The 12638-nt window shown below is 67.3% G+C and carries 14 protein-coding genes and 1 pseudogene; 6 read left to right on the top strand and 9 right to left on the bottom strand.

The features are described 5' to 3' along the window. Positions 1-87: 87 nt before the first annotated feature. Entirely contained in the window at positions 88-618 is a 531-nt protein-coding gene (locus OG874_RS14275; protein WP_330255618.1) for a pyridoxamine 5'-phosphate oxidase family protein, read from the top strand. Between the two features lie 61 nt (positions 619-679). Here the strand turns inward: OG874_RS14275 and OG874_RS14270 are convergent, their stop codons facing one another. Both OG874_RS14270 and OG874_RS14265 read right to left on the bottom strand, forming a co-directional pair. Further along, positions 680-940, bottom strand: a complete 261-nt coding sequence (locus OG874_RS14270) for a methyltransferase family protein (RefSeq protein WP_330255617.1) — start codon at positions 938-940, stop codon at positions 680-682. Positions 941-1069: 129 nt separating this feature from the next. Further along, the gene (locus OG874_RS14265; RefSeq protein ID WP_330255616.1) at positions 1070-1870 is read right to left on the bottom strand and encodes a thioesterase family protein; all 801 of its coding nucleotides are present in this window, start codon (positions 1868-1870) and stop codon (positions 1070-1072) included. A 138-nt stretch (positions 1871-2008) separates the two neighbouring features. On the opposite strand from OG874_RS14265, the gene OG874_RS14260 reads away from it, so the two are divergent. Both OG874_RS14260 and OG874_RS14255 read left to right on the top strand, forming a co-directional pair. Beyond that, the gene (locus OG874_RS14260) at positions 2009-2788 is read left to right on the top strand and encodes a helix-turn-helix domain-containing protein (protein WP_330255615.1); all 780 of its coding nucleotides are present in this window, start codon (positions 2009-2011) and stop codon (positions 2786-2788) included. 245 nt (positions 2789-3033) lie between these two features. Then, positions 3034-3885, top strand: a complete 852-nt coding sequence (locus tag OG874_RS14255) for a fructosamine kinase family protein (RefSeq protein ID WP_330255614.1) — start codon at positions 3034-3036, stop codon at positions 3883-3885. A gap of 133 nt (positions 3886-4018) precedes the next feature. Here OG874_RS14255 and OG874_RS14250 read toward each other — a convergent pair whose 3' ends face one another. The 4 genes and pseudogenes from OG874_RS14250 to OG874_RS14235 form a co-directional block, all read right to left on the bottom strand. Continuing rightward, positions 4019-4891 (bottom strand): TIGR03619 family F420-dependent LLM class oxidoreductase, encoded by an 873-nt coding sequence (locus tag OG874_RS14250; protein ID WP_330255613.1) that lies wholly within the window; start codon positions 4889-4891, stop codon positions 4019-4021. A 1-nt stretch (position 4892) separates the two neighbouring features. Next, positions 4893-5087, bottom strand: a pseudogene (locus OG874_RS14245) (FAD-binding protein); the annotation flags it as partial. Between the two features lie 195 nt (positions 5088-5282). Then, positions 5283-5789: a VOC family protein gene (locus OG874_RS14240; RefSeq protein WP_330255612.1), complete on the bottom strand. Its 507-nt coding sequence runs from the start codon at positions 5787-5789 to the stop codon at positions 5283-5285. Between the two features lie 9 nt (positions 5790-5798). Next, complete coding sequence (locus OG874_RS14235) at positions 5799-6017, bottom strand: hypothetical protein (RefSeq protein WP_330255611.1); 219 nt, start codon at positions 6015-6017, stop codon at positions 5799-5801. A 60-nt stretch (positions 6018-6077) separates the two neighbouring features. On the opposite strand from OG874_RS14235, the gene OG874_RS14230 reads away from it, so the two are divergent. Next, on the top strand, positions 6078-6713 hold the full coding sequence (locus OG874_RS14230) for a TetR family transcriptional regulator (RefSeq protein ID WP_330255610.1): 636 nt from the start codon (positions 6078-6080) through the stop codon (positions 6711-6713). Positions 6714-6888: 175 nt separating this feature from the next. Continuing rightward, the gene (gene gloA2, locus OG874_RS14225; RefSeq protein ID WP_330255609.1) at positions 6889-7275 is read left to right on the top strand and encodes an SMU1112c/YaeR family gloxylase I-like metalloprotein; all 387 of its coding nucleotides are present in this window, start codon (positions 6889-6891) and stop codon (positions 7273-7275) included. 54 nt (positions 7276-7329) lie between these two features. Here the strand turns inward: gloA2 and OG874_RS14220 are convergent, their stop codons facing one another. Continuing rightward, complete coding sequence (locus OG874_RS14220) at positions 7330-8127, bottom strand: HugZ family pyridoxamine 5'-phosphate oxidase (protein ID WP_330255608.1); 798 nt, start codon at positions 8125-8127, stop codon at positions 7330-7332. 116 nt (positions 8128-8243) lie between these two features. Between OG874_RS14220 and OG874_RS14215 the strand changes: the two genes are divergently transcribed. Continuing rightward, positions 8244-9338: a hypothetical protein gene (locus OG874_RS14215; RefSeq protein ID WP_330255607.1), complete on the top strand. Its 1095-nt coding sequence runs from the start codon at positions 8244-8246 to the stop codon at positions 9336-9338. Positions 9339-9691: 353 nt separating this feature from the next. On the opposite strand, the gene OG874_RS14210 is transcribed toward OG874_RS14215, so the two are convergent. Beyond that, a complete protein-coding gene (locus tag OG874_RS14210; RefSeq protein ID WP_330255606.1) occupies positions 9692-10942 on the bottom strand; it encodes a lipase family alpha/beta hydrolase in 1251 nt (416 codons plus the stop codon). Between the two features lie 138 nt (positions 10943-11080). Then, complete coding sequence (locus OG874_RS14205) at positions 11081-12067, bottom strand: SMP-30/gluconolactonase/LRE family protein (protein ID WP_330255605.1); 987 nt, start codon at positions 12065-12067, stop codon at positions 11081-11083. Positions 12068-12638: the final 571 nt, after the last annotated feature.

Genomic DNA, 12638 nt, shown 5'->3' with positions numbered 1-12638 from the left:
TTTCCGATCGGCGCACCGTCCTACTGGTATGGACGTAATCAACCTCGCCGACCTGTACGAGCTGGCGCCGCTGGACTGGCTACTGGTATGGACGTAATCAACCTCGCCGACCTGTACGAGCTGGCGCCGCTGGACTGGTCGGGTATTCGAGCGCGGCTCGACGCAGGCATCGAACTGGCCCCTGGCAGCGGCGGCCTCGACCGGCACACCTGCTGGCTGAGCACGATCAACCAGGACGGCAGCCCACACGTGACCTCCCTGGGTGCCCTCTGGGTCGACGGCGCCTTCTGGTTCGTGACCGGCGCCCACTCTCGAAAGGGCCGCAACCTGGCGCGCGATCCGCGCTGCTCGATGAGCGTCGCCACCCATGAATTCGACCTGGTCGTCGAAGGCACCGCAACCCAGATCACCGATCCCGAGGTAATCGCCGATATGGCCCGGCGCTGGGCCGATGGCGGCTGGCCCTGTCGCGTCGACGACACCGGCCAGGCGCTCACCGCCGAGTACAGCGCCCCTTCCGCGGGCCCGCCGCCTTGGCACATCTACCGCCTGACTGCGCGCACCGCGACGGCCGTCGGAACGATCGGCTCCGGCGGCGCGACCCGCTGGCGGTTCTGACGACTCGCCCGCCGCCACGTTGGCTGTGCGGGCGAGTGTGTGGCGTTGCTGGGGAAGTGCGTTACCGGCCACCCAGGGCCGTCAGGCTGTAGCTGCCGGTCCCCGCACGAGTCAGCACACCGGCGGTCACCAGGTGGCCCAACAGTCGCTCCAGCGCGTCCCGATCGGCGTCCACCGCCGTGGCCAGCGCCTCGGCCGTCTGTGTGCCGGCGGCGATGTGGTCGGCCAACCGCAACGTCGCCGCCACCCGGATGGCCATCGGGGTTACCAGGTCAGCAGCCGCCCACAGCCCACCGCCCCACTCGGTCGCCGCTTCGGCCATGGCGCCTCCTTGTTCGACGGTTGCCCACAACGTTGCTCCCAAATGCTATCGCCGACGCCTGAGCGCTACGTCTTCACCAGGACAACCCCATCGGGGCAGCTCGGTGCAGGGTGCGCCCGGTCGATCCGGCTATGGAATGAGGGCGAGTTGGCGGGACTGGGCGACGAGAGTGCCTGTGCTGTCCCAGATTTCGAAATCCTCCTCATGGAAGCCATCGATGAGGTAGTTCGTGGTGACGCGGCAGGCGAGCCAACCCGGGGCGGGGCGGCGGCGGATGTGAACGGTGAGTTCGATGGTGGAGGAACCAGGGACGCCGAGGTCGAAGACTACGGGCATGGCGGCGTCGACCAGGAGGGCCAGGGCGAGGGGGTCGGCATTGCGGCCGTCAGCGAAGCGCATCCAGAATTCGGCGGCGGAAGTCCCACCGGGGGTGCCGCGCCAGTAGCCGGGGATCTGCGGCATGCGGAATTCGACGCGTTCGGCGATGGTGGCGGGGCTCGGGGTGATGCCCCGCAGCGGGTTGACGCAGTCGTCGGGGGCCGGGAGCTCGGGCGGTGTATTGCGCACGACGGTCTGTCCGGTGGCCTTGGACAGATCCGTGAAAGTGGCCAGGACGCGGATGATTTCGCGGTCGTCGCGGGTCAGGATGGCCTGGCCCGTGGCGGTGCGGCGACCGATGCGGGCGAGATCGGTGCGGATACGGGCGGGACCGTTGGTGCCCGGACGCAGGTAGTGGGCCGAGGCGGACAGCACGTCCGGGTGCGGCAGTTCCGCGCGCAACGCCTGCAGGCAGATGGCGATGAGGTAGCCGCCGTTCGCGGTGCCGCCCATGGTGTTCCAGCGGTCGGAGAGCTCGAGTTCGAATTCGTGCGGGCCGACCGGTGTGCTGGCGGTATCGGTGTCGAACGCGTAGTTCGTCGTCGTCGGCATGTGGTGTCCTTTCGCTCGCGTCAACGATCTTCCTCCATGGGGCCGACGTGTCGATTCCCCGGGAGGTAAGACGCCGAACGCTCGCGATTACCACTGAGGTAATCGTCTCGGGCCCGTCGGCTTCGTAGTATCGGCGGGGTGAGTACGCAGACAGCCGGAGACCTGTTGCGCCACTGGCGGCTCGAGCGCAGGCTCAGCCAGCTGGAATTGGCCGGACGCGCGGAAACCTCCGCGCGGCATCTGAGCTTCATCGAAACGGGTCGCGCGAATCCGAGCCGCACCATGGTCGTGCACCTGTGCGAGCAGTTGGAGATCCCGTTGCGCGAACGCAATCGGCTACTGCTCGCGGCCGGATACGCCCCCGCCTACGCCGAACCCTCGCTGGACACACCCGCCATGGATGCAGTGCGCGGCGCGATGCGCCAGATCCTCGCCGGACACGAGCCCTATCCGGCGCTGGCCATCGATCAGAGCTGGAACATGATCGACGCCAATGCCGGTGTCGCACTGCTGTTGACGGGCATCGACACCGAGCTGCTCACCGCCCCGGTGAACGCCCTGCGCCTGAGCCTGCACCCGGATGGCATGGCCGGTCGCATCGCCAATCTCGCCGAATGGCGCGGCCACATCTTCGAGCGGCTGTCACGCCAGATCGAAGTCACCGGTGCACCCGAACTGATCGAGCTCCGCGACGAACTGCGCGCATATCCCGGTGGCGAAGTCGACCTCGCGCTCCCCGAACCCGACCAAGCCATCGTCCCATTACGTCTGCGCCACGAAGACCACGAGCTGTCCTTCATCAGCGTCACCACCGTCTTCGGCACCCCGATGAACGTGACCGTCGCCGAACTCGCCATCGAATCGTTCTTCCCCGCCGACGAGGAGACCAAGAAGCGCCTCACCGCGGCATCACGATGAGGCAGACATGGTGCCCACCCGCCTCGCACGTGCGCCGCAACTCGCTGCCGCGAGGCTTCCAGGCGGCCGATGCGCGGGGGTCCGGTCGGGAGCCGAGGATCGGTGCGAGCGGGTCGGCGCTGCTCGGTGCCGATCTGTGCACAACGGGAGCCGGACTTGATCAAGGTGCGGCGGCGACCGGGAAGCGCAGCTGTCGGCGCTGTCTGGGGCGTGGTGACCGGGTTGGGGTTGGGCATGGGTGAGTCATGTCGGTGAACGAGGCGGCACATATCGCGGGGATGCTCGGCGTCTCGGTGCGCGAGGTGAACAACGTCGGGTCGAGTCATTCGTGGACGCTGCACAGGGCCGTGCTCGCCGACGGCCGCGAGGTCTTCGTGAAGGCATCGCTCGACCAAGCCGCGGTCTTCGAGGCGGAGGCGGCGGGGTTGCGCTGGCTGGCGAACGGAGCGCCGGAATTGGTTCCCGAGGTGCTGGCCGTCGACGAGCGCATGCTGGTGTTGCCCTGGCTGCCGCAAGTGGCGCCGACGGCGGCGGCCGCGGAGCGATTCGGGCGCGATCTCGCCGCGCTGCACGTGGATTCGCCGGGATCGTTCGGCGCGCCCTGGCCGGGTTGGATCGCCGATCTGCCCCTGGACAACACCCCGGCCGACGGCCCGTGGTCACGCTGGTACGCCGAACGCCGCCTGGCTCCGTACCTGCCGCGCGCAGCGGCCGACCTCGGTCGCGACGGAATCCGCCTGCTGGAACGCGTCATCGAGAACATCGAAACCCTCGCCGGCCCACCGGAACCGCCCAGCCGCATCCACGGCGACCTGTGGTCCGGCAATGTTCTGTGGACCGCCGACCGCGCAGTGCTCATCGACCCCGCCGCACACGGCGGCCACCGCGAAACCGATCTCGCCATGCTCGCCCTCTTCGGCACCCCACACCTGGACCGAATCCGTGCCGCCTACACCGAAACCCACCCCCTCGCAGACGGTTGGCGCACCCGCATCCCATTGCATCAACTGCATCCACTGCTGGTGCACATCGTGCTGTTCGGCGGCGGCTACCGAACCCAAACCCTCGCCGCGGCCGCCGCAGCGCTGGGCACATGACGCCGGTGCGCGCTGCCGCACACCCAGTGCGCCTCGCACCCGCTGGAACCTATGAGGCCGCGCACTGGATCTGCGCTACACGCCGAGCGAGGCCATGACGATCTGCTGCTCGTCGCGGGTGAATTTCCCCTTCTCAGCTCGTCTTCGCGATGACCTTCTCGGCGAACCGCGACAAATGCGCGATCTTGGTATCGAGCGGTTCGGTATCGGCCTCGATGGTGTACGGGTACCGGAACCCGACGATCACATCGGTGACGCCCTTGTCCTCCAACCGCTTCACCCCGTCCACCGTGAACCCGTCCAATGAGATGACGTGCACCTCGAAGTCCTCGCGTGTCCCGTATTCGGCGCGCAGCACGTTCAACCGGTCCAGCAGCCGATCCAACTCCGCGGGGTCACCGCCCGCGTGCATCCACCCGTCACCGCGCTGCGCCGCCCGCCGCAACGCGGGCTCACTGTGCCCGCCGATGAGGATCGGAATCGGCGCGCTGGGCACCGGATTGATCTTGATGGGCGCGATGTCGTAGAACTTGCCGTGGAATTCGAAGTACCCGCCGACGGTCAGCCCACGCACGATGTCGATACACTCGTCCATCCGCGCGCCCCGATGCTCGAACGGCACCCCCATCATCGCGAAATCATCGGGCCACGGGCTGATTCCGACGCCGAGCCCGAGCCGGTCACCGCTCATCGCGGCGATCGACGCGGCCTGTTTCGCGACGAGCACCGGCGGGCGGATCGGCAGCTTCAGCACGAACGGGGTGAAGCGCAGCGTGGTCGTCACCGCAGCCATCGCCGCGGTCACCACGAATGCCTCGACGAACGGCTTGTTCTCCAGGAACTCCCGGTTGCCGTCGGGGGTGTAGGGGTACTTGGCGTCGGAGTCCTGCGGGTAGGCGACGCTGTCGGCGACGACCATGGTCGTGTAACCGGCCGCCTCGGCCGCCCGTGCCAGCGGCACGTAGTAGGTCGGGTCGACCATGGTCTCGGCATAGGTGAATCGCATATCAGTCCTTCACTGGTTTGTTGTTCCGCGCGGCATGGGTCCCGGCACGGCGTCCGAAGAATGAGCCCTCGCCCAGACAGGTGCCGCTGGCGTAGCCGACGCCGTCCTGGGCGATATTCGACGCGCAGGCGCCCGCCGCGTAGAGGCCCGCGATCGCCGACCCGTCGGCCCGCAACACCGCACCCTCGACGGAGGTCCGGTCATGAAGGCTCCGCCCATATGCGAGATATCGCCGCCCGCCGACTGCCCGAGCCGAATGTCGAGCCCGTCATCGGACGGAACGCCCAACTGATCGCGGCACAGGCCCCGGCGATCCCGAAGCCGACCACGATCACATCCACTGTCGAGTTCCACTCGATCGGGTCGGTAACGAGCCGGGGGATTTCGGTTCCTACGCCCATGGATTCGAATACCCCTTCGGAATCAGGTAATCGAACATCGCCCGCATATCCGAGGACAGCCGCATGAGCTCGACCGCCGATCCGAGCGCGCCCCCGTCGAGATAGGCGAACTCCATCCCGACACCCTCGAACGCGCCCCGCGCGAGCACCTCGACCCCGTTCGCCTTCGCCTCGGCCAGCGCGGCGTCGAAGTCCTCGGGCACCCAGGCGATGTGATGCAATCCCGACCCCGCCGTGTCCAGATGTTCGGAGTACAGACTGATTCCGGACTTCGGCTCGATCAGTTCCAACTGCTGCCCGCCCGCATACCCCAACGCCACGGTGATCGTGTAATCGGCGGGCACGCCGTGCAATTCGCACGAGTCCGGACCGAAATGCACGTCCGGGATGGTGAACCACTGCGCGACACCATAACGCTCGGTGAACTCCCGCTGTGCCGCCGCGATATCGCGCACCACCCAGCACAACTGGAAGATCGGCCCGAGCGCGATGGTCATCGGATCACCTCAACGTCGCTTCGCGACACGCGCCGATGTGCTCGACCCGATCACGGCGTGCCGGGTCATCGCGTAGGCCACCGAATGCGCCGATAGCACCACGTCCTCGGTGTTCAGGATGTGCCCGAAGCCCTGCGCGCGCATTACCGGGTACGCGTGCCGGGTGCCGTACGCGACGCCGATGCCCGAGGCCGCCCCGGTCACGACCGCCACGCGCTCACTTCCCACGACCCCAATTAATCACTGATGCTTAATATAGTCAATACCCGGGTTTAGTACAGTTCTGGCATGACCATCGAGGATCCGCGCGCCGCACTGCTCGACGCGGGCGAACGACTCATCGCCGAACGCGGCGTCGACGTCCCGCTGCGCGAGATCGCGGCGGCCGCGGGCCAGCGCAACAACTCCGCGGTGCACTACTACTTCGACTCCCGCGGCGGCCTGATCGAGGCCATCGTCGAACGCCGCATGAACTGGCTGGAAGAGCGCCGGATGGGGCTGCTCGCGCACTACGAGACCGAGGGCGCCGCGCATGAGATCCGCACGCTCGTCGCGATGCTCGCCGCACCGATCCTCGAACTCATGGGCGCGCAACGGGTCACCCACTACGGCCGCTTCCTCGAGGTGGTCCGCGCCCATCCCGTGATCGCCGACGCCCGCCGCCTAGCGGGCGCCGACCGCGCCGCCGTCCGCATCATCGCCGTCCGCCTCGACGCGGCCCTCCCGCAACTCCCGCCCCGACGACGCCGCCAACGCCTGGAAACCATGGCGACGGTGATGTTCGCCCTCATCGCCGACTACGAACGCGCGCTGGAGGCGGGCGCACGCACCGCCGACCCGGACGGTGACGCCGCCGAGATCATCGACATGATCGTCGCCATGCTCACCGTGCCGGTGCGCGAGGCGACCCCCGGTGGCGCGTGAGGACTTCGGCTGTCCGAGTTCGATCGTCCGAGGAGCGTGTTCGAGGTCGCATGATGGTCATTCGCTGCGGGATCTCGATATGCGTCGACGTATTCCACCAGATCGGCGTTCGTCACCGCCCCACACCCACGTGGTGGACGGATGCATGGGCCGCTGCGTGGGCTAACGTCGCTGCGTGGAGTGCTTAGGGATTCATCACGTTGCGATCATCGCCTCCGACTATCCGCGGGCCAAGCGGTTCTACACCGAAACACTCGGTCTCGCGGTGATCGCCGAGCAATACCGCGCCGAGCGACGCTCGTACAAGCTCGATCTGGCCCTTCCTGGCGGGAGCCGCATCGAACTGTTCTCCTTCCCCGAACCACCCGCCCGCAGCAGTTGGCCCGAGGCTACCGGATTACGTCACCTCGCCTTCGCCGTGCGCGACGTCGCGGCGACCCTGGCCGAACTATCGGCCAAGGGCGTGCGCACCGAAGAACTTCGCGTCGATGAAGTGACCGGAAAGCCCATGGCGTTCTTCTTCGACCCGGACGATCTGCCGTTGGAGCTGTACCAAGTCTGAACCGCGTCGACTCACCGTCTCCTGGTCTGTGAACATATGCGGCACGTCGGCGTATCAGCCCTCGCGAGAACGGCGCGTCAATTCGACGGTCGCCGCGCGTAATTCGCTCGCGGAATCGATCGGCGTCGCGTACCCGACCCGCGTCCGCGCCACCCCGCTCGGCGTCACGACCCGCAGGTCCAGCCCGTAACGGTCCGCTCGCTCACAACTCGCCTCGGTGGCGTCCGGATACCCGCCCAACACCTGCGCCATCGACAACAGCGCATCCGCGTGATCGTCGTTGAGATGGGTGATCGCCCGCCCCGCCACCGGAATGACCGGATCCGCCGCGGCCGCCAGATACTGCTCGGCGCTGGCCGAATCCATCCGCCCGTACCCGCCGACCCAACGAATCCGCCGCACCCGCAACACCCACAGCGCGAAATCGCTGTAATCCACGTAGTACTTCGCCGCGGGTACCGCCGCCAGATGCGCCTCGCGCGCGGCAAGCGCCTCATCCCCGACCGGACGCTCCACCACACCGGCCAGCGTGATCCGCGATCCGGCCAACGGATCGGCAGGCATCTCCGGCGACACCACCGATAGGCTGGCCCGCGGATCCGCCGCGAGATTGCGCCCGTGCTCGGCCATCCGCGATACGCACAGCACCGGCTGCCCGTCCAGCAGCCCATAGGTGACGAACGACGCCCACGGGCCGCCGTCCTCGCTCAAACTCGCCAATGTCGCGATATTCGTCGCCGCCGCAACGGTTCTGGCCTCCTCGGCAGCGGAGGGTCGCGCGGGGTTCACCACCGGCGCGGTCGGCTGTGGAATCGAAGGGGCGTCGCCCGGATCACCGTGATCGAGAGTCATACGTCCATCCTCGCAGGTACTCATTGCCCTGCGTGCCATGACGAAACGCCGAAGACCGGATATCGAAGCGATCGATCGGCGCGCGCAACGGCCGCCGATCGACAAGACTGGCGTGCGTGACCCGATACGCATTCGACGCCGACCGCAACGCACTGGTCGCCATCTGGGCGACCGGACGCGGCGATCTGGCGGCGACGGTGGCCGAGCTGCCACCGATAGACCACGACCAGGCAACGAGTTTGGCGTCGAATCTGACCACCCTGTCCCGTTTCCAGTGGCGCACCTATACCCACCCGGCAAGTGCGGCAGGCGATCCCGACGTCCCCAACAGCGAAGCATGGCGACGCGCGGAAGAGCGCCGCAACTTCAAGGAGGTCGAGGTCGGAATCCGCACCCCCAACCTGCCGACCGACCACGGCCTGATCGTCTCCTACAGCGGCGTGGTCGAATCCGCCCACCGCGTCGGCCGCACCCTGCACGCCATCGACGACGTCATACTGCGCGACACCATCGCCAACGAGGTCCGCACCGAACAGGCCGCCATCGAATCCGCCGAACTCGGCGACCTGTCCGGCCGCGCGCGCCAAGCGGTCGAACTGTCCCGCCCCGATGTCTCACCGGCCCAGGTGCAGGCCGCCGACGAACTGCTGCGCGCCGACCCACTCGGCACCGTCGAACTGTTCACCGAACTCGATCCCGCATCGGCCTCCGTCGCGGCCGCGCACTGGCTCTACGCCGCCGCCGAGGTCGCGGGCGAACTCGCGGGTGTGTCAGCCGCCGACGTGGTCGTCGAGGCCGACGACATCGAGGCCCTGCAGGTCGAAACCCCGACCCTGGTACTGGAGCGTCTCGCCGGCGGCGAGACCCCGATCGAGGTCGTTGTGGATCTCATCGCCGAGGCCATGGCCGTCTCCGAAGGACATGTGCCCGCACCGTGGGCCGTGGTGGCCAGGGTCGCCGAAATCGAAGAGCAGGCCCGCAAATTCGACCTCGACAGTGCCACCCGCGCCGCCCTCCTTGATGAATTCCGCATCAGCCGCCTCGACCCCACCCGCCCCGCCCTCGACCTCTTGGAAGACCTCCTCGACGGCATCCGCGGCTGCCTGCTGCTCTACGCGGTCCACACCGACGGCACCGACACGGAGATCGAAGCCCGATTCGCCGCCGACGTCCGAGGCGAAGCCGACACCCACCCCGACCAACTCTTCTGACCGGACCCGTATACCGCGGACGCGTCATTACAGCGCAGACCTGGTGAGCGCCTCGCAGACCATGTGAGGCATTCACTGGGTCTGCGAGGTAGTCGCAGACCGCGCCGAGGCGAAATCTATGCCCACCTAGCTGCATCAGCCGTGGGCGCGACCGGACGGTGTCGAACTCCGCATCGACGAAGGCGATCGGGTACCACACTCGCCCCGCCGCCCGGCGTGGCTGAAGCGCCTGCGGACGCGTTGCCCGGTTTGCCTGGACCGTCGACATGTCCGGCGGTCAGAACGCCTCCGTCGTTGGTGCGGTTGGCTCCATGGCCGACAGATGGCGTCGCCGAAATCGCTCGGCGGGGTTGTCAACCGCAGCGGACGGACTCCTGCTGTGTATCGTCGGCCAACCAGTGGGCCAGCGCTTCGTGGACGGCGCCGTGGTTGAGGAGGGTGAGGTGGTTGGCTCCGGGGATGTGCAGGCCGTTGGCATCGTCGAAACCGATGCGGCGAGCGCGGTTTCGGCCGGAGCCGCTGGCGGGCAGGACAAGGCCGTCGCCGATGATGCGGCCCAGCGGGTGGCGGGGGCTGCGGGTGACGGTCGCGGTGACGAAGTAGTGGTCGGCGCAGTCGAGCAGCGGAACCTCACGAATGGCTCTGCGGCGCAAGGTATCCGCGTCCATGTCGGACCAATCCTCGTCGACGAGCGACCCATGCCGCAGATCGCGGATGCCCGCGCTGCGACGGCGCAACAAACGTCCGAACGGGCGAGTTTCCGGCATCCGCATGAGGGCGGCGGACGCATAGTGGACGAGCTGCTCCAGCGGCGCGCCCAAATGCGGTGACCCGAGGCAGACGATATGCCGAACCCGGCGCACCCACGGCAGGTCGGCCCGATCGGCGTCATAGCAGGCGCCGCGCGCGATCAGCCCGCCCATCGAGTGACCGACGAGTGCGATCTGCTCGACCTCGATCGGCCAGTTCTCGACCAGACGCTGCAGCATCCCGTTCAACAGGCGCGCGTTCTCCGAAATATGCAGCCCACTGTTGTACCGGACCATCAGCGTCGTGCAGTCGAGATCGTCTTCGAGCCGTTCGGCATAGCTGGGCGTGCCGCCGAGCCGCCACGCGTGCTCGGTCTCCACCAGGCCATGCAGGAAGACCACGATCCGCGAGCGCGGGTTCGACACCGCATCGCCGACCCAACCCGGCGCGACCGGTTCGCCGTTCACCCGAAACGTCATCGGCCCGGCCAGAATCGGCCACTCGTCTTCGAGACTGTCACCGATCAACCCCTGCAGCGCCGCGAGGAATCCGGACCCGTACACCGTGCGCGACGGTACCGGTATCCCTGGCAGATCCACGGCCCGCTCGGCCAAGGCCCCTGCCGCGACCGCGGTACCGCCGACCAGTCGATACACCCCATCGGCAATCGTGTCGTGCACCACCTTGACCGGCTGCGCCGCCGGCCCGACGCCCAACCGCACCGCCGCGAACACCCGGTCCGAGACGGCGCGATGAATCGCGGCGATCCCATCGATCGCACCCCCGAGCTCATCGCCCGCCAATCGCGCGAGCGCCTGAATCTCCGCCTGTCGTTGCCGCACGGGCTCATTCATGAACTCAGTGTACAACTGTTCACTGACACCCGCGTGTCGGCGGAAGCTGTTCTCGGGCACCGTGTCCGGTTCGCGAGGAAGGTCAATAGATGGCGTGCGGGTCGAAGGTGCGCATCGCCTCGGCGGGCGAGGCTGGTCCTAAGACGGAATGTGGCTGACGGCGACCGCGGATTCGGTGAGGCTGCCGAGGTAGAGAGTGCCGTTGCGTTCGACGACGCCAGTGACCATCGAGAAGTCGGTGCCCTCGGTCTGGAGGTCGTGCACGATCTTTCCGTCGAAGTCGACAGCGAGCACCCAGACGGTGCGCGGTGGCTTCGGCTGTACCCACTCCGGCAACGCCCAGACGATGCGGCGCAGGATGCCGGGGAGGGGGAGTAGGCGGTCCAGCAACGGGTTTCGCGGTGCCGGCAGGGTGATCCACACCAGGCCGTCGCTGCCGAGTGCCATATTGTCCGGAAAGCCGGGGAGGTTCTCGATCAGGCGGTCGTGAGTGCCCGCCTTGGGGCCGGTGAGCCAATAGCGGGTTACGCGGTAGCCGCCGGTTTCGGCGACGAGGACGCAGGAGCCGTCGGGGGAGAGGACCACGCCATTGGCGAATTGCAGTCCGTCGATGAGGGTTTCGAGCTTGCCCGACGGATCGAGGCGGAACAGCCGACCGGTGCCGGAATGTTCCATAAGGTCGCCCATGTACTGGTCGAGGGGATAGCGGCGGGAGGAGGCGGAGAAGTAGATGGTGCCGTCGTCGGCGCGAACCACATTGCTGGCGAAGGGAAGCGGTTCACCGTCGACCTCGTCGACCAGCACATCGATTGTGCCCGCGCTGTCCAGGCGCAACAGACCGTGGGCGAAGTCGCAGATCAGAATCGAGCCGTAGGCATCGGCATGCAGGCCCAGCGGTCGGCCGCCGGTGTTCGCCAGCCGCCGGACCGCGCCGTCGGCGGGGTCGATGCTGTAGATCGAACCGTCGTCGACGCCGACGACTACCCGGCCGTCTTCGGTGAGCACGATATCTTCCGGGCCCTTGCCGGGGAGTTCCAGCCGGGTAACCGGGGGGAGACGTGGGGCGCTGTGTGTCTCGTGCGCGCGAGGTGGGGCAGCGGGCGGTGTCCAGCGCTGCGGCTGCATTGTCGATCCAACGACCATGGCTCAGCGTAGCTCTGCGCCGAGGGGCAACCTGCCTGATCCGCGCAGCGAAAATGAACATGTCCATACGTAGATATGCGCATCTACGCATGAATGCGCCGATATTGCAAGGCTGCAAAGCCGCCCGGCTCCGCCGGCCGCCGCATAGGACGGGGAGGATGTCTGATCAGGAAGGTGCCCGGCCGGTCATGGATCACGCGGCAGACGTCGGTGCTGAGGGCGGCGTCCATGCGTGCGGCCGATCCGTCGATGCGCACGAGTTCGTTTGTGCGCCAGGTGCAGTCGGGCGTGGAGGTTCGGTGTGATTTCCAGGGGGAGGGGAGTCTCCACGTCAGTGAGCTTGCCGCGGGTGGGGAGTGGTCCTGGTACGCGGAGTCGATCGGCGTAGCTATCGGTATCTCGGAGATTTTCGGCCCTGGTAGGGAGGATCATTCTGGAGGCTGAATTGATCCATTGGATTATCGGGATATACGAATTTATGCATGAATTGTCCGTCTCGTTCACATGCCAAACTTGCGACCACTTCAAAAACCCGCAAAGACACCTCGAGGTG

This window comes from Nocardia sp. NBC_00565 (assembly GCF_036345915.1).
Taxonomy (GTDB): Bacteria; Actinomycetota; Actinomycetes; order Mycobacteriales; family Mycobacteriaceae; genus Nocardia.
The sequence above is the reverse complement of the archived record's forward strand: the minus strand, read 5'-3'. Positions and strand labels throughout refer to the sequence as shown.